At 70.5% G+C, this 24,839-nt stretch carries 29 protein-coding genes; 14 read left to right on the top strand and 15 right to left on the bottom strand.

Translation table 11 applies throughout. The features are described 5' to 3' along the window. Positions 1 to 29: 29 nt before the first annotated feature. Genes WPS_RS00505 through WPS_RS00495 form a run of 3 tightly spaced genes read right to left on the bottom strand, consistent with a single transcriptional unit; the run spans position 30 to position 2,769 of the window. Complete coding sequence (locus tag WPS_RS00505; protein WP_317995914.1) at positions 30 to 497, bottom strand: hypothetical protein; 468 nt, start codon at positions 495 to 497, stop codon at positions 30 to 32. Positions 498 to 518: 21 nt separating this feature from the next. Then, a complete protein-coding gene (locus WPS_RS00500) occupies positions 519 to 1,286 on the bottom strand; it encodes an NAD-dependent epimerase/dehydratase family protein (protein WP_317995913.1) in 768 nt (255 codons plus the stop codon). 46 nt (positions 1,287 to 1,332) lie between these two features. Then, positions 1,333 to 2,769 (bottom strand): hypothetical protein, encoded by a 1,437-nt coding sequence (locus WPS_RS00495; RefSeq protein ID WP_317995912.1) that lies wholly within the window; start codon positions 2,767 to 2,769, stop codon positions 1,333 to 1,335. Positions 2,770 to 2,910: 141 nt separating this feature from the next. Here WPS_RS00495 and WPS_RS00490 point away from each other — a divergent pair, with 141 nt between their 5' ends. Further along, a complete protein-coding gene (locus tag WPS_RS00490) occupies positions 2,911 to 4,416 on the top strand; it encodes a Y-family DNA polymerase (RefSeq protein ID WP_317995911.1) in 1,506 nt (501 codons plus the stop codon). Positions 4,417 to 4,455: 39 nt separating this feature from the next. Here WPS_RS00490 and WPS_RS00485 read toward each other — a convergent pair whose 3' ends face one another. Next, positions 4,456 to 4,611, bottom strand: a complete 156-nt coding sequence (locus WPS_RS00485) for a hypothetical protein (RefSeq protein ID WP_317995910.1) — start codon at positions 4,609 to 4,611, stop codon at positions 4,456 to 4,458. 118 nt (positions 4,612 to 4,729) lie between these two features. Between WPS_RS00485 and WPS_RS00480 the strand changes: the two genes are divergently transcribed. Then, positions 4,730 to 5,191 carry a hypothetical protein gene (locus WPS_RS00480; protein ID WP_317995909.1) on the top strand — a complete coding sequence of 154 codons (462 nt, stop codon included), beginning with the start codon at positions 4,730 to 4,732 and terminating at the stop codon, positions 5,189 to 5,191. Positions 5,192 to 5,214: 23 nt separating this feature from the next. Here WPS_RS00480 and WPS_RS00475 read toward each other — a convergent pair whose 3' ends face one another. After that, entirely contained in the window at positions 5,215 to 6,159 is a 945-nt protein-coding gene (locus WPS_RS00475) for an aldo/keto reductase family protein (protein ID WP_317995908.1), read from the bottom strand. A gap of 155 nt (positions 6,160 to 6,314) precedes the next feature. On the opposite strand from WPS_RS00475, the gene WPS_RS00470 reads away from it, so the two are divergent. The 3 genes from WPS_RS00470 to WPS_RS00460 are packed head-to-tail and all read left to right on the top strand — an operon-like array spanning position 6,315 to position 7,997. After that, positions 6,315 to 6,485 carry a hypothetical protein gene (locus tag WPS_RS00470; RefSeq protein ID WP_317995907.1) on the top strand — a complete coding sequence of 57 codons (171 nt, stop codon included), beginning with the start codon at positions 6,315 to 6,317 and terminating at the stop codon, positions 6,483 to 6,485. Between the two features lie 28 nt (positions 6,486 to 6,513). Next, complete coding sequence (locus tag WPS_RS00465; protein WP_317995906.1) at positions 6,514 to 7,371, top strand: diacylglycerol/lipid kinase family protein; 858 nt, start codon at positions 6,514 to 6,516, stop codon at positions 7,369 to 7,371. After that, on the top strand, positions 7,368 to 7,997 hold the full coding sequence (locus WPS_RS00460) for a phosphatase PAP2 family protein (protein ID WP_317995905.1): 630 nt from the start codon (positions 7,368 to 7,370) through the stop codon (positions 7,995 to 7,997). The genes WPS_RS00465 and WPS_RS00460 overlap by 4 nt, the downstream gene beginning before the upstream one ends. On the opposite strand, the gene WPS_RS00455 is transcribed toward WPS_RS00460, so the two are convergent. Genes WPS_RS00455 through WPS_RS00445 form a run of 3 tightly spaced genes read right to left on the bottom strand, consistent with a single transcriptional unit; the run spans position 7,981 to position 10,243 of the window. Then, positions 7,981 to 8,838 carry an alpha/beta hydrolase gene (locus WPS_RS00455; protein ID WP_317995904.1) on the bottom strand — a complete coding sequence of 286 codons (858 nt, stop codon included), beginning with the start codon at positions 8,836 to 8,838 and terminating at the stop codon, positions 7,981 to 7,983. The two genes, WPS_RS00460 and WPS_RS00455, sit on opposite strands and share 17 nt — an antisense overlap. A 2-nt stretch (positions 8,839 to 8,840) precedes the next feature. Then, positions 8,841 to 9,344: a YqeG family HAD IIIA-type phosphatase gene (locus tag WPS_RS00450; RefSeq protein WP_317995903.1), complete on the bottom strand. Its 504-nt coding sequence runs from the start codon at positions 9,342 to 9,344 to the stop codon at positions 8,841 to 8,843. Next, the gene (locus tag WPS_RS00445) at positions 9,341 to 10,243 is read right to left on the bottom strand and encodes a diacylglycerol kinase family protein (protein ID WP_317995902.1); all 903 of its coding nucleotides are present in this window, start codon (positions 10,241 to 10,243) and stop codon (positions 9,341 to 9,343) included. The genes WPS_RS00450 and WPS_RS00445 overlap by 4 nt, the downstream gene beginning before the upstream one ends. A 56-nt stretch (positions 10,244 to 10,299) precedes the next feature. Between WPS_RS00445 and WPS_RS00440 the strand changes: the two genes are divergently transcribed. Then, complete coding sequence (locus tag WPS_RS00440) at positions 10,300 to 11,199, top strand: PhzF family phenazine biosynthesis protein (RefSeq protein WP_317995901.1); 900 nt, start codon at positions 10,300 to 10,302, stop codon at positions 11,197 to 11,199. A gap of 9 nt (positions 11,200 to 11,208) precedes the next feature. Here the strand turns inward: WPS_RS00440 and WPS_RS00435 are convergent, their stop codons facing one another. Together WPS_RS00435 and WPS_RS00430 are read right to left on the bottom strand one after the other, a co-directional pair. Beyond that, a complete protein-coding gene (locus WPS_RS00435) occupies positions 11,209 to 11,610 on the bottom strand; it encodes a DUF1801 domain-containing protein (RefSeq protein ID WP_317995900.1) in 402 nt (133 codons plus the stop codon). Next, positions 11,607 to 11,948, bottom strand: a complete 342-nt coding sequence (locus tag WPS_RS00430; protein WP_317995899.1) for a VOC family protein — start codon at positions 11,946 to 11,948, stop codon at positions 11,607 to 11,609. Before WPS_RS00430 ends, WPS_RS00435 begins: the two co-directional genes overlap by 4 nt. A gap of 80 nt (positions 11,949 to 12,028) precedes the next feature. On the opposite strand from WPS_RS00430, the gene WPS_RS00425 reads away from it, so the two are divergent. Then, positions 12,029 to 12,922 carry a sigma-70 family RNA polymerase sigma factor gene (locus WPS_RS00425; protein ID WP_317995898.1) on the top strand — a complete coding sequence of 298 codons (894 nt, stop codon included), beginning with the start codon at positions 12,029 to 12,031 and terminating at the stop codon, positions 12,920 to 12,922. Here WPS_RS00425 and WPS_RS00420 read toward each other — a convergent pair. Beyond that, on the bottom strand, positions 12,919 to 14,379 hold the full coding sequence (locus tag WPS_RS00420; RefSeq protein WP_317995897.1) for an ATP-binding cassette domain-containing protein: 1,461 nt from the start codon (positions 14,377 to 14,379) through the stop codon (positions 12,919 to 12,921). The genes WPS_RS00425 and WPS_RS00420 overlap by 4 nt on opposite strands. Here WPS_RS00420 and WPS_RS00415 point away from each other — a divergent pair. The 3 genes from WPS_RS00415 to WPS_RS00405 all read left to right on the top strand — a co-directional run bounded on the left by WPS_RS00415 (position 14,378) and on the right by WPS_RS00405 (position 16,406). Then, complete coding sequence (locus WPS_RS00415) at positions 14,378 to 15,115, top strand: arginase family protein (protein ID WP_317995896.1); 738 nt, start codon at positions 14,378 to 14,380, stop codon at positions 15,113 to 15,115. The two genes, WPS_RS00420 and WPS_RS00415, sit on opposite strands and share 2 nt — an antisense overlap. Positions 15,116 to 15,177: 62 nt before the next feature. Continuing rightward, the gene (locus WPS_RS00410; protein WP_317995895.1) at positions 15,178 to 16,071 is read left to right on the top strand and encodes a pirin family protein; all 894 of its coding nucleotides are present in this window, start codon (positions 15,178 to 15,180) and stop codon (positions 16,069 to 16,071) included. 41 nt (positions 16,072 to 16,112) lie between these two features. Beyond that, the gene (locus tag WPS_RS00405; protein WP_317995894.1) at positions 16,113 to 16,406 is read left to right on the top strand and encodes a hypothetical protein; all 294 of its coding nucleotides are present in this window, start codon (positions 16,113 to 16,115) and stop codon (positions 16,404 to 16,406) included. Here the strand turns inward: WPS_RS00405 and WPS_RS00400 are convergent. From WPS_RS00400 to WPS_RS00390, 3 genes are read right to left on the bottom strand one after another with little or no spacing between them, the layout of a single operon-like run. Then, entirely contained in the window at positions 16,403 to 16,894 is a 492-nt protein-coding gene (locus tag WPS_RS00400) for an ATP-binding protein (RefSeq protein WP_317995893.1), read from the bottom strand. The genes WPS_RS00405 and WPS_RS00400 overlap by 4 nt on opposite strands. Beyond that, positions 16,887 to 18,119 carry an inositol monophosphatase family protein gene (locus WPS_RS00395; protein WP_317995892.1) on the bottom strand — a complete coding sequence of 411 codons (1,233 nt, stop codon included), beginning with the start codon at positions 18,117 to 18,119 and terminating at the stop codon, positions 16,887 to 16,889. The genes WPS_RS00400 and WPS_RS00395 overlap by 8 nt, the downstream gene beginning before the upstream one ends. Continuing rightward, the gene (locus WPS_RS00390) at positions 18,106 to 18,231 is read right to left on the bottom strand and encodes a hypothetical protein (protein ID WP_317995891.1); all 126 of its coding nucleotides are present in this window, start codon (positions 18,229 to 18,231) and stop codon (positions 18,106 to 18,108) included. The genes WPS_RS00395 and WPS_RS00390 overlap by 14 nt, the downstream gene beginning before the upstream one ends. Positions 18,232 to 18,269: 38 nt before the next feature. Here WPS_RS00390 and WPS_RS00385 point away from each other — a divergent pair, with 38 nt between their 5' ends. Next, the gene (locus tag WPS_RS00385) at positions 18,270 to 18,722 is read left to right on the top strand and encodes a hypothetical protein (RefSeq protein WP_317995890.1); all 453 of its coding nucleotides are present in this window, start codon (positions 18,270 to 18,272) and stop codon (positions 18,720 to 18,722) included. 27 nt (positions 18,723 to 18,749) lie between these two features. Here the strand turns inward: WPS_RS00385 and WPS_RS00380 are convergent, their stop codons facing one another. Beyond that, entirely contained in the window at positions 18,750 to 19,535 is a 786-nt protein-coding gene (locus WPS_RS00380; RefSeq protein WP_317995889.1) for a hypothetical protein, read from the bottom strand. A gap of 83 nt (positions 19,536 to 19,618) precedes the next feature. Here WPS_RS00380 and WPS_RS00375 point away from each other — a divergent pair, with 83 nt between their 5' ends. The 3 genes from WPS_RS00375 to WPS_RS00365 all read left to right on the top strand — a co-directional run bounded on the left by WPS_RS00375 (position 19,619) and on the right by WPS_RS00365 (position 24,836). Further along, the gene (locus WPS_RS00375) at positions 19,619 to 23,107 is read left to right on the top strand and encodes a DNA polymerase III subunit alpha (protein ID WP_317995888.1); all 3,489 of its coding nucleotides are present in this window, start codon (positions 19,619 to 19,621) and stop codon (positions 23,105 to 23,107) included. 402 nt (positions 23,108 to 23,509) lie between these two features. Further along, the gene (locus WPS_RS00370) at positions 23,510 to 23,923 is read left to right on the top strand and encodes a hypothetical protein (protein ID WP_317995887.1); all 414 of its coding nucleotides are present in this window, start codon (positions 23,510 to 23,512) and stop codon (positions 23,921 to 23,923) included. Between the two features lie 13 nt (positions 23,924 to 23,936). Then, complete coding sequence (locus WPS_RS00365) at positions 23,937 to 24,836, top strand: dienelactone hydrolase family protein (RefSeq protein WP_317995886.1); 900 nt, start codon at positions 23,937 to 23,939, stop codon at positions 24,834 to 24,836. Positions 24,837 to 24,839 lie beyond the last annotated feature (3 nt).

Here is a 24,839-nt window from a genome sequence, read left to right as displayed (position 1 = left end):
TGCCGCGCTCGACGCAGCCGCGCAAGCGTCTACGGCCCGCCCGGAAGCGGCCGCGCGGTGATCGTGACGCCGGCGGCGTCGGCGAGCGCGAGCGCGTCCTCGTCGAGGCGGCGGCCGGCGCTCGCGCACGAGACGTCGGGCGAGGTCTTCCCGCGATAGACGATCGTCATCGTCGTCCCAAACGACGCGCTCTTCATGCAGCGCGCCGGTCGCATCGCGTCGAGCGGACCCGCCGCGCGCAGATCGGCGAAGAACCGTTGCGCCAGCCGGACGGAGACCGTCTTTCGCAGTGCGATGTCGCCCTGCTGCAGCGTCGTGCGGCCCGCGCTGTCGACGCGCAGGCGATAGCCGGCGGTGTTGGTCGAGCCGGAGTTGACGATCAGCGCTTCGGTCGGCGCGACCGGGATCCGCATCCCCGGCGGCGCGGTCGGCGAGGGGGCCGGGAGCGGCCCGTAGGTGGGCAGGACGGCGACCAGCGCGAGCGCGGCGACGATCATGTCCGGAGAACGTCTGCGGCGTCAGCCGCGTTCGCGTACCCCGTCGAGCGGCCAGAAGCCGAACAGCGCGCGTCCCGGTTCGAGATCCCAGAACCGCGTTGCGTTGTCGCCGACGCCGTAGACGATCGCGAACGGGACGTCGTGCGCCATGATCGCACGCACGAGCCGCGCGTAATCGCGCTGCGACATCCACGTCGCGGCGTAGCGTTTGAATTTCTGCTCGACGGTGAGATCGAGCCAGCCCGACGAGTCGGCGACGCTCGGATCGTCGGGGCGGTCGGCGGCCGTGATCGAACCGATGCGCGTGCACGTCACCTGCAGACCGAACGCGTCGCTGTAGTATCGCCCCAGCGCTTCGCCGTACGCTTTCCACACGCCGTAGAGGCTGTCGGGGCGATACGGGGCGCCGACGCCGACGACGAGCCCGTACGCCGGTTCGTAGAGCGCCGCACCGGCGTCGACTTCGTACTGGCCGACGGCGTGATTCGAACTCGCGAAGATCACGCGTTTGACGCCGGTGCGCCGCGCCGCTTCGAACGCGACGTACGTGCCGCCGATGTCGATGCCGTGGACCTCGTCCCACGACGACGTCACCGACGGAATCCCCGCGAGATGCACGACCGTTTCGCAGCCGGCGAACGCGCGCACGTGCGGTTCGAGCTCGCGGATGTCGGCGATCACGTCGGCGTCGTGCAGATCGATGCGCACGACGTCGTGATCGCGCGCGAGCTCGGTGCAGAGCGGCTTTCCGATCGTTCCGGCGGCGCCGGTGACGGCGATCTTCGTCATCGTGCGCGTATTACGCCGGCGCATCCGTATCTCCGCCGGCTGCGCCTCAGGGGGAGGAGCAGGGCGGTTGGAGCGCGCCGAGCCGGCGATTGAAAGAGATCTCGATCTGCGGGATGCTGCCGACGCAGACCGGCCGAAAGTCGGATCGCAGGAGACCGTCGAGCGCTGCGAAGCGTCCGATGCTGCCGGCGTTCACGACGACGACGGCGTCGGCATGCCGCGCATCGTCGAGATACTGCGTCTGCCGCGACCGCTGCTGATCGGGAGAGGCGAGCGCGAAGCCGAACGCGTTCGCGAAGCGACCCGAAGCGTCACGATTCGCGCTGAGATAGATCCCGTTAAAGGTGCCGACGACCAGGATTCGGCTTTGCTTCGGCAGCGCGGCATCGAGCGTTCTGCCTGCGGCGGCCGTCGCGGCTGCCTCGTCCTTCCCGGCAGCGATGCCGTCCTGCATCGCCGCCGCGATCGAAGGGAGACGGACGATCAGCGCGATGACCAGGACCGCCAGCACGACGCGACGGGTCCGCGGCATCCGCGCCCAATCCCAGAAGACGGCGACGGCGAACACGAGCGGAGCCGCCGCCGGGATGAAGTAGTGCTGGAACAGGTTGAGGTTGATGAACGCGCCGGCGAGCGCGCACGCGAGCCATGTCACCGCGAAGCGCTCCGTCCGCGTCGCCGGCGTGCGGATCGTGCCGATCGCGAGAACAGTCGGAACGATCAGCGCGGTCGACTCGAGCGTCGCGAGCAGATGGAGCACCACGCCCTTGAACCCCTTTGCGTCCGCCTGCAATTTCATGCTCTCGTAGCTGCGCATGTCGTGGATCAGCGAGCCCACAACCGGCGGACTGAGGACGACGATCATCAACGCACCGTAAACCAGCGCCGAAATCGCAAAGCTGAGGAGGAAACGAATCCGCGCTTGCCGCTCGCGCTGATACAGGAGGATCGCGATCGCCGTCAGCGCCGCCGGAATCCACAACGTTGCGGCGAGGCACAGGAAGATGCCGCTCGCGATCGGGGCGCGCCGCTGCATGGCGACGAGCGCAGCCATGATGAACGCCAGCGCGTACGGTTCGGTATATCCGAAATGCTGCAGCGGCGGCATGGAGAGCAGAACGGAGAGCGCAAAGGTTGCGGGCCCCCGGAAACGGACCCCTTCGCCGCGCGCGAAAACGGCGAACAGCAACACCGTCGCGAGCAGAACGCCGAGCTGTGCGGCGTAGCGCAGCACCCATTGCGAGCCGAACAGGACCTGCCAGAGCGCGTTGATGCAGTAGATGCTGGGCAGCTTGTTGTCCCACACGTCGCGGTACAGGACGCGCCCCTTCAGCATCGCCCGCCCGGCGTATGCGAAGAACGCGTCGCTCCCGGTGGGAATCGTGTAGAACGCGATCGCCGCGCCGACTGCGAAGACGACGGCGCAAACGACCCACAGCGCGCCGTAGCGTTCCGATGCGCGTGCAGCGGAGGCGTCGTCCATTGCTTCCTCCCTCCCCCGTCGCGGGAAACGCCGCTGCAGCGGCGCGATGAGCGTGCGTTTCGGTTCTCGCGAGACGCGAACATCCGCACCTCTCGCGATATTGACAATCGAATGTATGTTCGATACTCTCTGGCTCCGCCCATGCCCGTCGTCTGCGTCTGGATCCCCGCGTTCCGCCTAGCCGTCGCGAAGCTGACCGTCCCAGGCGTCGATCTCGACGCGCCGCTGATCCTCGCCGACAAGCTCGAACGCGGACGGGTCGTCGACTGCACGCTGACGGCGGCGGCGCTGGGGGTGCGGCCCGGGCTGACGCTGACGCAGGCGCAGGCGGTCGCCAACGAGGCGCGCACGGTCGTCGACGATCCCGTCGCCGACGGGCGGGTGTGGCACGAAGTCCTCGAGGCGCTCGACGCCGCGTCGCCGCTGGTCGAGGATGACGGGCTCGGGTGCGCGTTTCTCGAGATGCAGGGGATCGCGGGGGATCCTGCGGCGTGGATCGGCGCGGTGCGGGCCGCCCTTCGCTCCTGCGACGGGCTCGGAACTCCGAGTGAGTTTGCGGCGCGGATCGGGTGCGGGCCGAATCGGTTCACGGCGCGGGCAGCGACGCGGATCGGCGACGGGGCGATCTGCGGGGACGATCCGGCGGCGTTCGTGGCGCCGCTCCCGCTCGAACTGCTCGCGATCGATCCGGCCGTCGTCGAGCGGCTGCGGCTGCTCGGCGTGACGACGCTCGGCGACCTTGCGGCGCTTCCCCACGGGCCGTTCGTCCGCCGGTTCGGCGCCGAAGCGGCGGCGTGGCACGACCGCGCGCGCGGGATCGACGAGCGGCCCTTGCGCCCGCGTCCGCGCGCGCTGCGCGTCGACCGCGTCCTCTACGGCGAAGGCGAAACGACGTCGGAAGAGCAGGTGCTCTTCGCGTTGCGCACGCTCGTCGGGTGGGTCGTCGACGATCTTTCGGCGGCGGGGAAACGCGCCGGCCGCCTCGTGCTGACGCTCGAGTGCGAAGACGGTGAAGCGCGCACGGTCCACACGCGCGTCGCGCAGCCGACCGCGGTGCCGGCGACGCTCTTCGAACTCTTGCGCGCGCGGCTGGAAGGCGTCGTGCTTCCGGCGCCCGTCGTCGGCTTGCGGCTCGTGGCGGAAGAGCTGGCGTCGGGCGGCGTCGCGCTCTCGCTGTTCGCGGCGAGCGATCCCGACCCCGATGCGATCGGCGTCGTCCTGGCGCGGCTCGACGCGGCGCTCGGCGAAGGCTCGGCGCTGCGCGCGCGCGTCGTCGACGGACCGCGCATCGAACGCCGCTTCGCGCTCGAACCGTTCACGATCGAGACGCTCGCAACGAAACCGGGCGTGCCGCACGCCGCGCCCGCGCCGCTCCCGGCCGCGGCGACGCTGCAACTGCGCGTCGTCGAGCCGCGTCCGGTCGACGTGCGCGTGCTCGACGGCGCGCCGCGCTTCGTCGGCTCACCGCCGCAGCAGGTCGTCGACGCGGCGGGGCCGTGGCGCGTCGAGGAACGCTGGTGGGGGCCGGCGACCGGCGACGGCACGCCGCTCGCACGCGACGAATACGACGTGTGCCTCGACGACGGCGCGCTGCTGCGCATCGCGCGCGAAGGCAGCGCGTGGAGCGTGCGCGGCGTCTACGATTGAGCCGCCGCGTCGACGGGCCGGCCGAACGCAGCGCGTCGACTATTCGCGCAGGACGTTCCGCGTCCGGTTGAACGCATCGCACACCTCGAGACGCCACGCCCACACGTGCGCCAGGTTCACGTATCCGTCGCCGGCCCGCGCGTCCTCGTAGAAGTCGCGCACGCGCGCATCTTCGGGCGGGTCGGACGAGAACATGCGGACACCTCATCGACGTCGAGTGCGACGAGACGCTCGTTTCCGCCGGCGCGGAAAACCTCGGGCTGCACGCCGCTGCGGCGGGGACCGGCCGCCGCAAACGGGTACACTCGCCCGGATGGACCCCCAGGATCCGCGGGACCCGCTCGACGACATCGACGAGATCGACGACGACGACGACGACAGCCCACCGCAGTTCTACCTCACGACGTTCATCCCCAAGCCCGCTTGGTACGGGCTCGACGCCGGCGATGCGACGCGGTTTCTGGAGAATCGCGTCGCCCAACTCAACGAAGCGTTCGTCGAGGACGATGAAGGCGTCATCTGGGCCTATCGCTATCACGTGATGGAACGCGCACGCGAAGTCGACGCAGTCGTGCTGCTGTGGATGATCACGTCAGACGAAGCGCTGGAAACGCTCGAAGCGACGCTGCGGCGCTCCGACGTGAACAAATACTTCGACTGGAGCGTCATCGGCGGCCCGCAGAACAACGCTCCTCAAGACATCCTCGGCGCGTTCCTCGGAACGCTCGTGCACGACGACAACGCCTCCGGCGACGAGCCGTCCCCGTCACGCTGAGCATGTCGAAGCGCGACGTTGCGTCAGGACGTGTAGGGTTCGAAGGGTGCGACGGGGGCGAGGATGTCGTCCATGCGGCGGAAGATCTCCGGATCGATCTCGAGATCGGCGGCGGCGACGTTGTCGTCGACCTGTTCCGGACGCGTCGCCCCCACGATCACCGACGCGACGACATCGCGCTGAAGACACCACGCCAGCGCGAGCTGCGCAAGAGTGCAGCGCGCTTCGTCGGCGAGCGGGCGCAGACGCTGTACGGCGTCGAGCACGGGCTGGGTGAAATAGTCCTCCATCATGTCGGCCGACGACCCGGCGGCGCGCGTCCCCGCCGGCGGCTTCGCGGCGTCGGTGTACTTGCCGGTGAGAATCCCCATCGCGAGCGGCGACCACACGACGTTGCCCAGCCCGTACTCCGCGCACGTCGGAAACACGCGCGGCTCGACCCGCCGCCACAGCGCGCTGTACTGCGGCTGATTCGACACCGGCTCCGCCCAGCCGCGCGCGCGGGCGAGATGCACCGCCGCCGCGATCTGGTCGGCGTCCCACTCGCTCACGCCCCAGTACAGCGTCTTGCCGGCGCGCACCAGATCGTTCATCGCCTGCACCGTCTCGTCGAGCGGCGTGTGCACGTCGTAGCGATGGCACTGGTACAAGTCGACGTAGTCGACGTGAAGCCGCCGCAGCGACGCGTCCATCTGCTCGCGGATGTGCTTGCGCGAGAGACCGCGGTCGTTCGGCCCGTCGCCCATTGAAAAATACAGTTTGGTCGCCAAGACGATCTGCTCGCGCGGAAACTCGCGCACTTGACGCCCGACGACTTCTTCCGCGCGCCCCCGCGCGTACACGTTCGCCGTGTCGAAGAACGTCACGCCGCGCTCGAAGGCGCGCTTCATGCAGGCACGCGCCGCATCTTCCTCCACGCTGCCGCCGTAGGTCAGCCACGAGCCGAGCCCCACCGCCGAGACGCGCATTCCCCATCGTCCGAGTTTTCGATATCGCACGCCCTGTGCTACGGGATGGGCCTACCGCCACCTGGCGTGCCGGTCGGCGACGTGCGGGACGTTCGGCTGCTTCGATTTGTGGGAACGAACGCCGGGAAGCACGTGCGGACGAGGAGAGAACAACGATGACCGGCGGCGGAGATACCGACGAGTTCGAGGAGATCCCGACGGAACTCGACCTTGGTGCAGACGAGGATGACGACACGCCCGAGCTGCGGCTGAACCGGAACGACGCCATTCCGACGGCCGGGGCGGCGGATATCGGCGGCCGCGCCGGAGGCGACGACGATCGCTGACAAGGAATGGGCGGGCCGCGACGCGGTCGTGATCGTCAACCGCACGTCCCGCCAGACGACGCACGAACTCGGCAACCTGCACGCGGCGCTCGATGCGCACGGCATCACCGTCGGCGCGTTTCACGTCGCGACCGGACACGTCGAGGTGCGGCGCTTCGTCAAGCGCGCCGCCAAAAGCCAGGTCCCGACGATCGTCGTCGGCGGCGGCGACGGAACGATGGCGCATGCGGTCGACGTCCTCGCGCACCGCGAGAGCGTGCTGGGCGTCGTCCCGTTCGGCACCGGCAACAGCTTCGCGCAGTCGCTCGGGATCGCGACCCACGACGTCGATGCCGCCGTCCGCGTCATCGCCGGCGGCAAGGTCGAGAAGGTTGATCTCGGGCGCGTGAACGGCACGCACTTCGCGAACTTTGCGACGATCGGGCTCTCCTCGGAGATCGCCGGTGCGACGTCGACCGGTGCAAAGGGCCTCTTGGGCCCGATCGCGTACGCGATCGCCGCCGCGAAGCCGCTGCTCTCGCACCGCCCGTTTCGCGCGAAGATCGCGTGGCGCGGCGGCAAGCTCACGCTGCGCACGCAGGACATCATCATCGCCAACGGACGCTACTTCGGCTCGACGCCGGTGACGCCCGACGCGACGATCACCGACGGCCGGCTCAACCTGTTCACCACCGACGATCCGTCGCGGATCGGCGCGCTGCGCACCTATCTCGCGATCGGACGCGACACGCAGACGCGTCTGCCCGACGCCCACGTCATCACCGCCGAGGGATTCGTCGTCCGCGCACGCGCCCGTCAGCGCATCAGCATCGACGGGTCGCTGTTCGAGAAGACGCCTGCGCGGTTCCGCGTCGTGCCGCGCGCGCTGCGGGTCTACGTTCCGTGACGTTGCGCCTGCTCCTGATCGCGCTGGTTTCGTGCTGCGCGATGCTCGTCGTCGGCGCGCTCGTCTCGACGCGCCCGCCCGGTGCGCTCGACCAGGCCGCGGTCGCGCTGCGCGGCCACGGTGTCCCGCTCGCGCTGTTCTTCACTAGCCTCGGGCGCTGGTACGTCCTGCTGCCGATCGGCGTGCTCGCCGTCGGCCTCGCGATGACGCTGCGCGCGAACGTGATGCCGGTGCTCGTGGTGATCGCTGCGCAGGTCATCTCGCAGGCGCTCAACGCGTTGGTGAAACTCGGTTTCCATCGCGTCCGGCCCAACGGCTTCCTCGGGCCGCACGAGCCCGATCTCTCGTTTCCGAGCGGGCATGCCGTCACCGCGATCGTGTTCTTCGTCGGCCTGGCGATCCTCGCGTGGCACGCTCCGTTCCCGCGCGCCGTCGACGCGCTGCTCGCGATCGCGCTGAGCGCATGCGCGGCCGGCATCGCGTGGTCGCGCCTGGCGCTCGGCGCGCACTACGCGACCGACGTGCTCGGCGGCCTGCTGCTCGGGACGGCGACGCTGTGCGCCGCGTTCGCCGTCATCGTGCGCTATGCGGCGCCCGCGGCATCGCTGACTACGGCCGTTCGATGAGCTCGATCAGGCGCGGATAGACGAGGTCCGTCCGCGCCTCGGGGATCTCCGGTTCGATGATGTCGTGGATCTCCGGCAGCCCGTCGAGCGTCACCGGGACGACGTCGACGCCGAAGCGCACCAGCCGCGCGAAGCGCCGGCGCGCGAACGGGTTGTTCACGATCGGATCGCGCGCGTTGAGGACGACGAACGCGCGACGCGCATGGACGCGCGCGCCCGGGTCGACCAGCGCGGTCGAGATCGCGAGCGACTCGCCGAGCGTCCGGGTCGCGAACCGCGGATAGCCGTGGGGCGGCGGCTGCGCTTCCTTGCGGCGCGGATCCCACCACGCGAACCGGTTCGGGAGCGCGCGCAGCGCGCATCCCAGCGCATCGTTGGCGCCCCCGGCGAGTTCGCGAATCCCGCAGAACGGCGCGATCGCGATCGCCGTGTCGATCGCGGTGCGCGCAGCCAGCCATCCGGCGAGCACCGCCCCGACCGAGATTCCCGCCACGACGACGCGCCGTCCGCTCAGCGCCGCGATCGCGACGGCGTCGAGCGCCGCGGCCTGCATCTCGGGTGCGCGCAGCGCGGCGATCGCATCGGTCAGCCGGTCGCGAAAGCCGTGATACGGCATGCGCGGGACGATGACGGCATGACCGCGCGCGGCGAGCTGGTCGCCGAGCAGCGCGTACTGCGGCGGCGCGTTGGTGATTCCGTGCAGGAGCACGATCGCGGTCGGCACGACCTGGCCGGGCAGCCACGCGCGGGTGAGCGAACCCGGCGCGATCCGCGAGTCGGCGTGCTCGGCCTGCGCGATCGCGCCCAGCCGCGCCCACGCCTGCGTGATGCGATCGTCCATCGTCACACGCGCGGAACGCCGCGCAGCACGATGCCTTCCGCCCAGCGCAGCGGCAACGTGTTCCACGGGTCGCGGCGCACGATCGGTTCGACGAGAATGACCGCCAAGCCGGCGAGTTTCGCGCCGAGCACGTCGGTGAAGAGCTGGTCGCCGATAACGATCGCTTCGTGCGCCGCCAAGCCGAGGACGCGCAGGGCGCGCCGGAACCCGTGCGGCAGCGGCTTGCGCGCCTTCGCGATGCACGGCACGCCCAGATCGCGAGCGACGCCCGCCGCCCAGGGCGTTCCGTTGTTGGTGAGCACGACGACCCGCACGCCGGCCTCGTTCGCGCGTGCGACCCAGTCTGCATCCTCGGCCAGCGGCGCGGTCGAGCTAAAGCCGACGAGCGTGTTGTCGAGATCGACGATCGCGCCGCGGACGCCGCGATCGCGAAGTTCCGCCGGGTCGACGGCGCTGATGCGCGGCGCGTAGTACTGCGGCCGCATGAAGTCCAGCATCCGGCTCATCGGATCGCGTCGACCCGTTCGCTCGGCACGAAGACCGTCACGCCGTGCGGGACGATCGAGAACTCCGCCGGCAGATGCGTGACGTCCTCGCTGTCGGCGAACACGCGGTGCGCGCGCCCGTGAACCGACCGCACCGTGAAGCGCGAGCCGCGCACCGCGACGACGTCCGGCGTGTGCGCGAACCGGCGCACCAGCACCGCGCCGACGACGCGCAGCGCGCTCCACCAGCCGCGCACGTCGATCGAGTACAGCCACAACTTCCCGTCTTCGAGGCTCCCTTCGGGGTTCTCGACGACGCCGCCGAAGCGGTAACTGTTGGCGACGGTGAGCTGGACGGCGCGCAGGCGCCGCACCTCACCCCGCTCGTCGACGACCTCGAGATGCATCGGACGCAGCCAGCGCATCGCGCGCACCGTCGTCACCGGGATCGCAAGCATTCCGAGCGCACGTTTCACCTGCCCCGTCTGCAGGCGCGCGACGCGCGTCGAGAGCCCGACCGACGCTTCGTTGAAGTAGAACACCCCGTTGACGCAGCCGACGTCGAGCGGGATCGAGGCGCCCTCGTCGAGCAGCGCCGCGACCGCCTCGGGATCGTGGGGGACGCCGAGCGTGCGGGCGAGCTCGTTGAACGTTCCCAGCGGCAGAATCGCGAGCGGGAGCTTTGTTTCGACGAGCCCCGGGAGCGCGGTGAGCAGCGTCCCGTCGCCGCCCCCGACCAGCACCGCGTCGACCGCGTCGCGGTGTGCCACGATCGCGCGCGAGAGCTCGCCGCTCGCGCCGCTCAGCTCGACCGGGACGAGGGTATGTCCGCGCGCCCGCAGCGCGGCGGCCGAACGGTCGCGTTCCGGACGCCCGCTGCGGGCACGCGGGTTCACCGCGAAGAGAACGCGCTTGGCCATGCCCTCCGGTCGTTACCCCGGGAGCGCCTCGAACGCACCTCGGCGAAACGGAGCGCATGGCGCGTTCGTTCGAGATATCCTGGGTCGATGCGTTCACGACGGTGCCGCTGGAGGGCAACGCCTGCGCGGTGGTGCTCGACGCGCGCGGCCTCGACGACGCGGCGATGCAGCGTATCTCGCGCGAGATCAACCTCTCCGAGACGAGCTTCGTCTTTCCCGGCGCCGCCGACGCCGACGTTGCGGTGCGCTACTTCACCCCGATCGCCGAGATCCCGCTGGCCGGCCATCCGACGATCGCGACCGCGCACGCGCTCGCCGAAGCCGGGCGGATCGCCGCGGACTCCGACGTGCTTCGCGTGCGCATGCCCGCCGCGATCGTGCCGGTGACGATCGGCCACGGGACGCCGCCCGTCTACGCGATGTCGCAGCCTCCGCCGACGTTTCACGACACGTTCGCGCGCGCGCACGCGGCGGCGGCGCTCGGGCTCGACGACGACGACATTCTCGCCGGCACGACGCCGCAGACGGTGAGCACCGGGACCAAGCAGTTGATGATCGCGCTTGCGTCGCGCGACGCGCTCGACCGCTGCCGGCCCGATCGGCACGCGCTGTACGACCATCCCGGCCGCGACTGGTTCTCCGTCCACGTTTTCGCGCGCGCCGATGCGCGCGATCCCGCCGGCGTCGCGTTCGCGGCGCGGCACTTCGCGGATTTCGGCGACGTGATCGAAGACCCGTTCACCGGCTCGGCGACCGGCGGGATGGCGGGCTACTGCGCGCGCTACGGGATCGTGCGCGACTCCGCCTACGACGTGGTGCAGGGGATGCACGTGCGGCGGCCCGGCTGCGCGCACGTGCGCGTCACGGGGACGCCGCCCGATGCGATCGGACGCATCACCGTCGCAGGCTCCGCGGTCACGGTGATCCGCGGAACGCTAACGATCCCCGATGCGTGAACGTCGCCGTCACGTTCGGCGCGACGACTCGTTCAGCGCGACGGCCTCGCGAATGAGCGCGGCGAACGCCTTCTCGTCGATCCGCTCGCCTTCGCGCAGGTCGATGGCGCGCCGCACATTGCCGTCGAGGCTGGAGTTGAAGAGCCGCTTGGGATCCTCGAGCCGTGCGCCCTTAGCGAACGTCAGCTTGACGACGTTCTTGTAGGTTTCGCCGGTGCAGATGATGCCGGCGTGCGACCAGACGGACACGCCGCGCCATTTCCACTCTTCGACGACGTCGGGATCGGTGCGTTTGATGAGCGCGCGCATCGCCGCGAGCGTCTCGCCGCGCCAATCGCCCAGCTCTTCGATCCGCGCGTCGATGAGCTGCGACGGAGAGCCCGTGCGCTCCGCGTTGCCGGCCTTCTTCATCCCGGCGGCTGCCGCAAGCCGACGATCGCGCCGTTGGGGTCTTGCACGCTGGCGACCAGCAGTCCGTAGCCGACGTCCCTGATCTCTTGGACGATCGTGCCGCCTGCGTCGACGAGCGCGTGCACGCTCGCCGCGATGTCGCGCACCGTCCAGTAGGGGAGCGCGTCGGGTTCGCTCTTCGCCGCGTTGGGAACGAGCCCGATTTCGATCTCGCCGCTCCTGTAGCCCACGTAGCCCGGCATGTCCGCGTAGGGCTCCGCACCGATCAGTTCGCCGAAGAATCGCTTGGCCGCGGCGAGGTCGGTCACCGTATAGGTGATGAGGGAAACGTCCGTCAAGGTTCCTGCTCCTTCCATCTCTATCTCTATGACGGAACGAGCGCGGTGAAACGTGACGGGCGCCCCGGCGCGGGCGATGCATGACGGATGCGGAGCGGCTCGCGGAGCGTTTCGGGGCAGCGCGCCCCCGCTTGCGCCGCATCGCGCAGCGGATCCTCGGGTCGGCGGCGGACTCCGACGACGCGCTTCAGGAAAGCTGGCTGCGCATCGATCGCGCGGACGGCGCGCAGGTTGCGAACCTCGACGGCTGGTTCACGACCGTCGTCGCGCGCGTCTGCTTCGACGCGCTGAAACGGCGCGGTCGCCGGCGCGAGGACTTGAGCGCGGAGGATCCGCGAAGCGAGATCGCGTCGGCCGCGTCCGGCGAGCGTCCCGAGGAAGAGGCGGTGCTCGCCGACACGATCGGCATCGCCCTGAAGATCCTGCTCGACGCGCTCCCGCCGGCGGAGCGCGTCGCGTTCGTCCTGCACGACACGTTCGACGTGCCCTTCGACGACATCGCCGCGATCCTCGGACGGACGCCGGAGGCGGCGCGGCAGCTCGCAAGCCGCGGACGCCGCCGCGTGCGCGGCGCATCCGCCGGCCGTGACGCAATGACGCAGCGGCACGACGAACTCGTGCGCGCGTTTCTTCAGGCGTCGCGCTCGGGCGAGTTCTCCGCGCTGCTGGCGCTGCTCGATCCGGGAGCGACGCTGCGTGCGGACGCGGCGGTGACGGCGATGGGCGGGGCGGCCTACTGGCAGAGCGATCGTCTGGAGGCCGGCATCGAAGGCGCGGAGGCCGTCGCTCGGACGTTCCTCGGACGTGCGCGTGCCGCGTTGCCCGCCTTCATCGACGGCGAACCCGGGGCGGTGTGGATGCACGACGGCGAGCTGCGCGTTGCGTTCCGCTTTCGCATCGCCGGCGACCGCATCGCCGAGATCGTTCTCGTCGCCGATCGCGACGCACTCGCGCGCTCGGTCGTCGAACGCTAACTCGCTTCGAGGACGCGGCCCCGCTCGATCGTGCACGCGCGGCGCACGAAGTGCGGAACGTCGTCGTCGTGATGCGAGATCAGCATGACCGTCGTTCCGCCCCGGACCAGCCGGTCGAGCTGCGCGCCGAGCGTCGCGCGGAACTCCGCGTCGAGTCCGCCCCAGATCTCATCGAGGATCAGCAGGTCCGGCTGGTGGACGAGGCCGCGAGCGATCAGCACTTTGCGGCGTTCGCCGAACGACAGTCCGAGAAACCGCCGTCCGGCGAGATGCTGGAGGCGCAGCGCCCGCATCACGTCGTGGACCGCGCTGCGCTGCGCCGCGTCGGGCTCGTGCAGGACGCCGATGCTCGCGACGAAGCCGGAGGCGATGACGCGCTCGACGATCGGATTCACGTCGTACGCGATCTGCAGTGCGTCGGAAACGTGCGCGATCCGCCGTTTGAGTTCCCACACGTCGAACGGACCGGATTTGCCGAAACGCCGCACGTCGGCGCCGAGCGCCGCCGGAACGGTCCCCGCGACGAGCCCCGCAAAGGTGCTCTTGCCGGCGCCGTTGCGGCCTCGCACCACGCAGTGTTCGCCGCGGTGCAGCGTCCACGCGACGTCGCGCAGGATCCGGCGCTCGCCGCGATAGACGTCGGCATCGCGGATCGCGACGAGTTCGTCGCGGCCGCGCGCCGGGGCTGCGCTTTGCGGCGACGCCGCGGTGCGCGCGAGTCGAGGCGGCGGGCCGGCGCCGGCCGACACGATGCGGCCGCCGTCGAGAACGGCATGCATCGTCGTGGTGGCCGGCACGTCGTCGGCTCGATGCGTCGCGGCGATCACGTGCGTCGCCGACGCGGCCCGCTGCAGCACGTCGAGCAGCCGCGCGCGCATCCGCCGGTCGAGTCCGTTCGCGCACTCGTCGAGCACCAGCACGCGCGGCTCGCGCACCAGCGCGCGCGCGACCAGCAGGACGCGCAGTTCGCCGAACGAGAGCGCGCCGATCGGACGCTCGAGCAGCGTCACGATGTCGAGCCGCCGCGCCAGTGCCTCGACGCGCTCGGCTTCCGCACGCTCCACACCGCGCGGCAGGTAGATCGCGTCGTGCAGGCCGCTCGCGATCAGCGTGCGGCCGTCGAACGGCAGGGCCAGCCGCACGTACCGTTCGTGCAGCTCGGGCGAGACGTAGCCGATGCGCGGCGCGGCGCGCGCGACCGGCTCGGCGACCCCGTCGAGCGCGTAGGTGCGCATCCCGCCGTCGCGGTCGATCCAGCAGTCGCCGCGGATCACGCGCAGGAGCGTGCTTTTTCCCGAACCGTTCGCGCCGACGATCGCCCATTGTTCGCCGCGCTCCAGACGCCACGAGACGTCGTGCAGCACGTGCCGCCCGTCGAGGTGAACGTTGACGCGATCGAGGGCGACGAGCGGCGGCGGGGCGGAGCGGTCCATCGGCGTCCGCGAAGGGTTCGGCATGCGCAGCCTCCTCGTCCCCTATCATCACCCCGATCCGCTCCCTGCGCTCGCGCGAGCGTACGCGGCCGACGATGCGATCGTGGTCGCGAAGGGCGCGCCGGGCGCGATGCTGGCGCATCTGTATCGCACCGCGGCGGAACGCGTTGCGGCGCGTGACGAACCGCTCGTCGTGCTCAGCGGCGACTGCACGACATCACTGGCGACGGTGGCGGGGCTGCAGCGCCGCGGGATCGCGCCCGGTGTGATCTGGTTCGACGCGCACGGCGATTTTCACACCGCGCGCACGACGCGCAGCGGCTATCTCGGCGGGATGGCCCTCGCGATGCTGACCGGACGCGGCGGAGCGGCACTGACCGGCGCGATCGGCCTCGCGCCGGTCGACGACACGCGCTGCGTGCTGGCCGGCGCGCGCGACGTCGAGCCGGGCGAACGCGAAGCGCTGGCCGCATCGGCGGTGCGGCAAGTCGCGGTCGAGACGCTCGGAGATGCCGATCTCCCGCAGTCGCCGTGGTACGTGCACCTCGACCTCGACGTCGTCGATCCCGGCGAGATGCCGCCGCTGCGCTTTCCCGCGCCGGGCGGACCGTCGCTCGAGGCGGTCGCGCAGGCGCTGCGCGCGCTCGCGGCGCGCGGCACGATCGCCGCGCTGGGCGTCGCGTGCACGCTGACGCCGGCGGCGTTCGATCTCCCCGACGCGCTCGCGCCCGTTCGCGCGCTCGTCGACGCCGCGGCGTGACCGGGTTTCCCGGCGGAAACGATCGCAGCCCTGCGCCGGCGCGGGCGGTTGTCGGGAGCATCATGTCCGTTCACGTCTCCGGAGCGCAGCGCTCCCTCGCCCGCGTCATCCCGTCCGTCGAAGTGCTCGAGGGCGGCGGCTTCCAAGTGCGCCGGCCGCTGCCGACGCGCGGCGTCGAGCAGGTCGATCCGTTTCTGCTCATCGACGAGCTCGGCCCGACCGAGATCGCGCCCGGCAAGGCGGTCGGCGCGCCGGAGCATCCGCACAAGGGCTTCGAGATCATCACCTACATCCTCGCCGGCGACAACGAGCATCGCGACTCGCACGGCAACCGCGGCCGCTTGCGCAGCGGCGACGTGCAGTACATGGTCGCCGGCAGCGGCCTCCAGCACGAGGAACTGCCGAGCGAGGAGTTCCAGCGCACCGGCGGCCGCAATCACGGCTTTCAGATCTGGGCGAATCTGAAACGCGCCGACAAGGCGATGGCGCCGCGCTACAAGGACGTCCGCGCGAGCGACGTTCCGGTGGTGCATCCGTCCGCAGGCGTCGAAGCGCGCGTCATCGCGGGCGATCTGTTCGGGGCGAGCGGGCCGGTCCGCACCGTGACGCCGTGGACGTACGTGCACGCGATCCTCGCGCCGGGGACGCAGATCGTGCAGCCCGTCCCGCGCGGCTGGACGGCGACGATCTACGTCTTCGACGGTGTCGGCGCGATCGGAACGCGCGAGCTTCGCTTGGGAGACTATGCGGTATTCGCCGACAACGGCGAAACGATCGGGATCGCGAACGCCGGGAGCACACCGCTGCAGGCGCTGCTGCTGTGCGCCGAGCCGACGCACGAACCGATGGCGCGTTATGGTCCGTTCGTGATGAACACGATCGACGAGATTCGCGACGCCTTCGAAGACTATCGCGCGGGCCGTTTCGGCACGATCAAGCCGGAACTCGCACGCTGACGCAGGCCGCGGCTGCACGGCGCGCGTAGACGACTCGCCCGATGCCGCAGACGCCCAAGCCGGACAAGGTCACCGCTATCTACGAACTCCGCGAGGCGGCGGAAGAGAAAGCGCGCGCCGAGGCGGCGCTCGAGCAAGCGCCGTCGCCCGAAGCGCGCGACGCGCTGCTCGACGCGCACCTGTACCTCGAGGAGAAGACGCAGGACGCGCTCGAGGCGTGTCACGAGTGCGGGCACGTGCACGCCGACGGCGAGTCGCACGGAATCGTCACCGGCACCGACGACAACGTCGTGCACGTCGATTTCCGCCCGCCGGCGGACGCCGAAGGCGCTTAGGCGCGCTCGGCGCGCCCGTCGGCCCGCGGCAGGCGTTTCCCGAGCAGCAGGCGCCGGCCGCCGTCGACGTAGGCGACGTCGTCTATGAGCGCGTGAATCAGGAAAATGCCGTAGCCGCGCGGCGCGGCCGGGGCCGGACGAATCATGCGCGCACGCGCCGACGCCGGAAAACCCGGCCCCGCGTCGGCGATCTCGATGTGCAGCACGTCGTCGCTCAGCCACGCGCAAACGTCGATCGCGCGCCCTCGACTGCCGTGCTCCGCCGCATTGGCCAGCGCTTCACCGACGGCGGTCTCGATGTCGTCGAGACGGTCCCCGCTGAATCCGCAGAGCCGCGCATAGCTTCGCAAGGCACGCCGCGCCGCACCAACCGACGCATAATCACCGGCGATCCGGGTACGGAAATCGCCCATATGCACGACTTCTCTCCGGAATCGCATCCGCACTAACGCGTCCGCGAAAGTTTTTTTGCCGCCGCCGTCACCCACCGGGCGCCGTCGTAAGCGCCTCCGCGAGTTCGCGATCGGCCGCGGCGACGATCCGGTGCAGCGCCGCGGCGTCGGGCGCCAGCACCGGGACCCGGCCGCCGTCCTCGAGGACGCAGCCGCCGGCCGCGACGATGACCGCCATCGCGCCGGCAAGATCGTGCGCGTGCGCGACCGCGCGATCCAGCGCGACGAATGCGGCCGCCGAGCCGTCGGCGACCCGGCAGAGGTCGATCGCCGTGCTTCCGGAGGCGCGTATCCGCGTAACGCCGGGGATCGCGATGCGCGCCGGCGGCGCGCCCGACGAGGGGCTCGGGACGACCGCGATCGGCGATCGGCGCGTGTGCGCGGGCCGGCCGTCGACGTACGCCGCGCCGCCGGCGGCCCACCAACGGCGGCCCGAGGTGAGGTCGGCGACGTAGCCGGCGATCGCGACGCCGTCGCGCACCAAACCCGCCGCCATCGCGTACGGCGGGTAGCCGGCGCGGTAGTTGCGGCTGCCGTCGAGCGGATCGAGCGCGATCCAGCAGTCGCCGGGGCCGGGCGGCGCGCCGATCAAGCCGCGTTCTTCGCTGACGATCGCGCACGGCAGCGCCGCGAAGGCGCGCAGGGCGGCGTCTTCCGCGGCGGCGTCGGCGGCTTCGGTCGGCGCGCCGTCGGCACCCTGACCGACGGAGGCTTCGTCGCGGAGTCCCGCGATTGCCGCCGCGACGGCGTTCGCCGCGCGCGCCGCCGCGTCGAGAAAACGCTGCAGGAGCGCGGCATCGTCATCGGAGGAGAGCGTGCGCGCGAAGCGCACCGCCGGCGCGCGTTCGTCGAACCCGCTGCGGCGATAGAACGCGTACGCATCGTCGCGCCAGGCCGAGCTTTCGAGCACGATCGCGTCGCAGCCGAGCAGGCGCGCTTCGCGCTCGACCGCGGCGAGCAGCGCCGCGCCGACGCCGCCGCGCCGCGCCTGCGGCGCGACGGCGAGCGCGCCGAGCCACGCTTCGAAGCGGTCCGCCACCATCGAGACGCGCGCCTGCACTTCGGCGAAGCCGACGATCGCGCCGTCGCGTTCGGCGACGACGACGCGCGTGTCGGCGCGGCCCAGTGCCGCGCCGAGCCGCCGCATCGGATCGTCGCGGCGCGCGACGTCGTCGTGGCCGCCCATCGCGAGCGTGAGCCGGAGGATTGCGTCGCGGTCGGTCCAGCGCGCCGGTCGGACGATGAGTTCAGGCGCGGCCACGAAAGCGCGCGTCGACCGCCAGCACGTCGTCGATCTCCATCTGCGCACCGTTCGGAACCTTCGCCGCATCGTCCCAGCGGCGCAGCGCGACGGCGTCCTGCGCCCACGGCATGCGCTCGAAGGCGTCCCCGCGGGATCGAGCGCACCGCCTTGCGCGTCGAGGCACGCGCGCGACGCGTCGCTGAGCACATCGCGATAGCCGGGCTCCAGCGCGACCAGATAGCGCTTCGCCCGCACGTGCGCGGCGACGATGCGCCCCGCGCGCGGCGAGATCGCCTCCGCGACGAACGCCCCGCCGACGTATTCGTGCAGCGAGGTGCGGGCGCGCCGCGCGATCGAGGGCAGCCGCCCGACGTCGTGCAGCGCCGCGGCGAGGATCAGTTCGTCGTCGGCGCCGGCCGCGCGCGCGAAATGGGCGGTCTGCAGCGCGTGCGTCAACTCGTCGACGGCCTCGTCGCCGTATCTGCGGTGCGCGGCTTCATCGAGGATGCGCGCAGGAGGCTCGCGTCGTGGTCGATCAACTCCTGCGCGTTCCCCTCGGGCGACAGTGTGTCGACTCCATGGAGCAACCCTCACGGTGAAGGTTCGCTTATCGTGAGTTGAACGCGATCTCAAAACTCGCCGCAGGCCTCACTGTGCGCGCTGCGCCAGCACACGCGCGCGCGATTCGAGCGCGAGCGCGGCATCCGCGATCGCCGCCGGGCCGTAACTGGCCGACGTTTCGAGCAGGCTCACCGCTTCGTCCATCTCCGAGAGCCCGTCGCTGAAACGCGGCTGCCCGGCGAACAGGGTCGGCCGCGCGAACGCCTGATACGCGGTACGCGCGCGAACCCACAACTGCTGGACGCGGTCGACGCGTGCGTTCGCGGCCTTCCATGCCGCGTCGTACAACGGACCCGCGGGATCGCCCGGGATCCCCGACTGCAGCGCATGCGCGGTGCGCGTCAGTTCAGCGAGCGCGTCGCGATCGTCGGCGGTGATCGCGGGGAGCGCGGCACGGCGCTGCTGCGCTGCGAGCGCGTCGTCGGCGCGTGCGGCCAAACCGCGTGCACGCTGTTCGAGGACGATCGCGGCATCTTCGAGCGCCGGCGATCCGTACGCCGACGACGACGCGAGCAAACCGACCGCGGCGTCCATGTCCGTGTACGCGTCGCCGTGCGATGCGCCGGCGACCGGCGCGGGCTGGGCGTAGGGCCGGTACGCCGCGCGCAGCCCGCTCCACAGTTGCCGGACGCGCGCGACGCGGGCGGCTTCGCCCGGGTAGCCGTAGCGCAGCTCGTGCGCGAGGCCGGCGAGTTCGGCGAGCCCGGCACGATCAGCCGCCGTGAGCGGCGGCGCCGCCGCGCCGGACGCCCGGGCGGCGGCGGGAGCGAGAAGGACTGCCGCGATCGCCGCGGCTGCAAGGACGGTACGCATTCGGCTTTTCGGACCGCCGGCGGCGTCCGAAAAATCCCGGCCGCAAAAACGACCGAAGCGGGAAATCGAACACCTGTTCGGGTATGCTCGGGGTCCCAATGGCCCTCCCGGAATACGCCGAGCTCCACTGCTGGTCGAACTTCAGCTTCCTCGAAGGGGCGTCGCACCCCGAGGAGCTGGTCGCGCACGGGACGGCGCTGGGACTGCGGGGGGTCGCGCTGACCGACCGCGACGGCCTCTACGGCGCGGTCCGCTTCGCGAAAGCCGCCGCCGGTACGCGCCTGGCGGCGCTGTGCGGCGCGGAGCTGACGCTCGAGACCGACGACGCCGATCCGATCCGCCCCAGCCGCCCGGCGCGGCCCTCGAAGGAGGTCCCCACCGACAGCCCGCGGCTCGTCCTGATCGCCGCCGACAAAGCCGGCTACGCCAACCTCGCGCGGCTGATCTCGACGGCCCAGTTGCGCGGGCGCAAGCGCGACGCGCGGCTGCGGCTCGAGGATCTCGACGGCCGAACCGCCGGACTGGTCGCGCTCTCCGGCGGCCGCAACGGCGTGATCGAGAAAGCGCTGCTGCGGCGCGACGGCGACGCCGCGACGGCGCTGGGCGCGCGGCTGCGCGATCTCTTCCCCGGCCGGTTCTATCTCGAATTGCAGCACCACGTGCGTCCCGAAGACCCCGCGCTGATCCGCGCGCTGGTGCGGCTGGGGCTCCGGCTCGACGTTCCGTACGTAGCGACCAACGGCGTCGCGTACGCGAACCGCGACGACGGCCTGCTCTCCGACGTGCTGGCGTGCGTGAAGTTCGGCGCGTCGCTGCAGACCGCGGGGACGCTCCTGCGTCCCAATCACGAATACCATCTCAAGACACCGGCGCAGATGGCGCGGCTGTTCGACGAGTTTCCGCTCGCGCTGCGCAACACGATCACGATCGTCGAACGCTGCGAGTTCCGCCTGCAGAAACTCGCCGGCGAATTTCCGCTCTTCCCGATCCCCGAGAACGAGACGTCGCCGCAGTCGTACCTGCGCACGCTGGTCTATCGCGGCGCGCGCGGGCGCTACGCGTGGCCGCTCGATCCGAAGGTGGAGCGCCAGCTCGAGTACGAGCTGGGGATCATCGCGCGGATGGATCTGGCCGGCTACTTTCTAGTGGTGTGGGACATCGCGCGCGCCGCGAAGGAACTCGGCGTCCTCGCGCAGGGCCGCGGCTCGGCGGCGAACTCCGCGGTGTGCTATGCGCTGGAGATCACCGCGGTCGATCCGATCGCGGGCGAACTGCTCTTCGAACGTTTTCTCTCCGAAGAGCGCGGCGAGGTCCCCGACATCGACATCGACTTCGCGCATCAGGATCGCGAGAAGGTGATCCAGTACGTCTACGAACGGTACGACCGCGAGCACGCGGCGATGGCGGCCGAAGTGATCACCTACCGAACGCGCTCGGCGATCCGCGACGTCGGCAAAGCGCTCGGCCTGGGGCTCGGCCAGATCGATCAGATCGTGCGCGAGTACGACGCGCGCGAATCGCTCTCGGGCGCGCTCGGCGCCGAACACGTCGACTACGCGCCGCTCCCGAGCTCGGTCGCGAAACGGCGCGACTTCGACGCCGGCTCCAACGTCGTGCCCTCGCGCGGCGACGACGTTCCGGCGGCGACGCCGGGCCGCACGGTCACGCCCGGCTTTCAGGATGCGGATGAAGCGGCCACGGCGCCCTCACCGCAGCGCGCGCCGGCGAACCGCACCGACCCGCAGCACGCTCACGGCTCGAAGGTGAAGGCGCATCCCTCGCACCTCTACGGATTCGCGGCGAAAGACTTCGGCCCCGATCCCGACGCGCAGTTGCGCGGTCCGGTCGGCGGCGAGTTGGGCACGCTGATGATGGTGCTGTGCCGGCGGATGGACGGCTTTCCGCGCCACATGGGGATTCACAGCGGCGGGATGGTCGTCACCCGCTCGCCGCTGGTGGAAGTTGCACCGGTCGAGTGGGCGACGATGCGCGACCGCACGATCGTGCAATGGGACAAGGACGATCTCTCCGATCTCGGCTTGATCAAGATCGACTTGCTGGGCTTGGGCATGCTCTCGCTGCTGCGCGACGCGTTCGCACTCTACCGGCGGCGCTATCCGCAGCGCGCGCCGATCTCGCTCGAGGCGATCCCCGCCGACGACGCGCCGACGTACCGGATGCTGCAGCGCGCCGATTCGATCGGCGTCTTCCAAGTCGAGTCGCGCGCGCAGCAGTCGATGCTGCCGCGCTTGAAGCCGCAGCGGTTCTACGACCTGGTGATGCAGGTGGCGATCATCCGGCCCGGACCGATCCAGGGCGACATGATCCATCCGTTCCTGCGCCGGCGCAACGGTCAGGAGCCGGTGACGTATCCGCATCCGAAACTCAAGCCGATCCTCGAACGGACGCTCGGCGTGCCGCTGTTCCAAGAGCAGGGGATGCGCATGGCGATGGAAGCGGCGGGTTTCTCCGCGGGCGAGGCGGATCAATTACGCCGCGCAATGGGCCACAAGCGTTCGCGCGAGCGGATGGCGCAGATCTATCCGCGTCTGGTCGAGGGGATGGTCGCCAACGGGATCGACCGCGCCGCCGCCGATCAGCTCTTCCACATGCTCGAGGGGTTCGCCGACTACGGCTTTCCCGAGTCGCACGCCGCGTCGTTCGCCCTGCTCGCGTACGCGTCGGCGTACGTGAAGTGTCACGAGCCGGCGATCTTCTGCGCCGCGATCCTCAACGTCCAGCCGATGGGGTTCTACTCGACCGAAGTGCTGGTCAACGACGCGCGCCGGCACGACGTCGTCGTGAAGCCGGTCGCGGTGAACGAGAGCGAGTGGTGGAGCTTCGTCGACGACGACGGCGCGCTGCGGCTGGGGTTTCACCTCGTGCGCGGGATGGGCGACGCGCAGCGCGAGCGGCTCGAACGCGCGCTCGGCGGCGACGGCGAGTTCGTCGATCTGATCGACTTCGCGCGCCGCACCGGGCTCGAACGCGACGCGATGGAGAACCTCGCCGCGGCGGGCGCATTCGCGCCGTGGTTCGCGACCCGCCGCGAGGCGATGTGGGCGCTGCGCGGCCTCGACGAGCGCGAAGCGCGCGGCGAACTCGGACGTTCGATGGAGATCGAGGACGAACCGCGGGCCGCGTTTTCCGCGCTCACCGCCGTCGAGACGACCACGCTCGACATCCACGCCACAGGCGTGAGCGACGTCCAGCCGATCGCGCACGTGCGGTCGTTCCTCGACACGCAGAACGTCCTAGCCGCAAGCCGCCTCCCGTCGATGCCGAAGAACCTGGTCTGCAAGATCGGCGGGCTCGTCATCACCCGCCAGCGCCCGGGCACCGCCAAAGGCTTCGTCTTCCTCACCATCGAGGACGAGACGGGCCTGGCCAACGTGATCGTCCGTCCCGACGTCTACGAGCGCTACCGCCGCACGATCCGCAGCTCGCAGTGCCTGATCGTCGAAGGCACGCTCCAAAAAGAACAAGGCTGCATCGACGTCATCATGAAGCGCTGCTGGACCCTCGACGCCTACGGCACAACGGAGAAGGTCCGCGCGCGGAATTTCCACTGAATTGCGTTTCGGCAAGGTTTCCCACCAAACTGCTTGCGAACAATCAAAGCCATGAAGGCATGGGTTGTAAGGGCTGGACGTAATGGCGAAAACGAAGACCTTGCTTCTACTAAAAGACTTGGTGTCAATAGGTTGGTCTGAGCTGGGCGCCCTCAACCAGTACGCAAATCGCGAAGAACTACGAAGCGCCCTCTCCGCTGCGCATTCCGATGCTCCCGCAACCGCAGCGCCCGTGCGCGACGGATACGTACTCGCGGACGACTCGCCCGCGCTGCACGCGCGGGCCGAGGCGCTGTGCTCGGAGCTGATGCCCTAGCAGCACGACGCACGCCTGACCGCAGGGCAGGCAGAGAGGAACGGCGGAGGAGCAACGACCGTTCTCACGTGGGCAAAGGGGAATCTATGAAGCGCACTCTCGCCGCAATCGCCGCGGCCCTGATTACTACGGCAGTCGCGTCGGCTCAATCGTATCCAGGCGATGCGGGCCTCGGCACGCAGCGCGGCATCGAACAGGTCAACGGATCCGGCCAAGTCGGCACCGTAACGCTGTTCCGCCGCGGCGCGAACACGCGCGTCGTGGTCGCAATGCACGGAACGCCGCCGGGACGCATCCAGTCGACGCGGCTCTATCGCGGCGCGGCCTGCGACTCGCTCTCCGCGTCACCGGCGTACGTCCTGGCCGACATGCACGCCGGTACCTCTCAGACGACGCTGCACGCCGACGAAGGCAAGCTGCTCTCCGGGAACTATAACGTCGTCGTGTTCTCCAACAACAAAGCCGGCTCCGCAACGACGGCGTGCGGTCATCTCTACTGAGCAGGAGCATCGCGTGAAGATCGATCCGACCGACCCGCTTCCTCCGACCAAGCCCGAGGTCTCACGGCGCGGTTTCGTCGCGCTCGGCGCCGGCGCGGCGGCGGGGATCGCGAATGCCGCCGCCGCCGGAGCGCAAACGGACGGCTTCGGCAAACCGCATCCGCCGATCGTCGCCGAGGACGATCCGGCGATCGCCGTGTCGCGGCCGACCCTGCAGCCGAAGGCCGGAACGCCGATCGGATCGTACGCGGCGATGCCGCGCAGCATCACGCGGCTGACCCCGGGCGTCGTCGTCATCCAGGCGGCGTCCGGCGTCGATCCGCAGCTTCGCGACGTCGTCCGCCGGCTCGCGAAAGCCGGCTTCATCGCGATCGCGCCGTCGCTGTTCGACCGCGTGAAGCCCCCGGACCCGAGCGGCATCGACTTCAGCGTCGCCGCGCCGATCATGGCGCAGATGAGCGCACAGGGCTTCGTCCCCACCGACGTCATCGCGGCACACGATTGGCTGCAGACGCAAGCCAAGGACGCGTCGCTCGGGATCATCGGCTTCTGCATGGGGGGCGGGATCGTCTTGCAGTCGATCATTGACTCGCACGCCTTCTCCGCCGCATCGATGTTCTACGGCAACGTCCGCCCCGGCACCGATCCGAAAGCGCCGACCACGGCGTCGGCGTTCGACTTCACGAGCCGCATCACGACGCCGCTGCTCGGAAGCTTCGGCGCGCGCGACACCTCGATCAAGCCGGCCGACGTCACCGCAATGTTCGCGCGGCTCACCGCACCGCACGCGGTGAAGATCTACGACGAAGCGGGCCACGCGTTCTTCGATGACACGCGCGACCGCTACATCCCCAGCGCGGCCGCCGACGCCTGGGCGCGCACGCTCGACTGGTTCCGCAAGTATCTCACCTGAGGT

Source organism: Vulcanimicrobium alpinum, assembly GCF_027923555.1.
Taxonomy (GTDB): domain Bacteria; phylum Vulcanimicrobiota; class Vulcanimicrobiia; order Vulcanimicrobiales; family Vulcanimicrobiaceae; genus Vulcanimicrobium; species Vulcanimicrobium alpinum.
The sequence above is the reverse complement of the archived record's forward strand: the minus strand, read 5'-3'. Positions and strand labels throughout refer to the sequence as shown.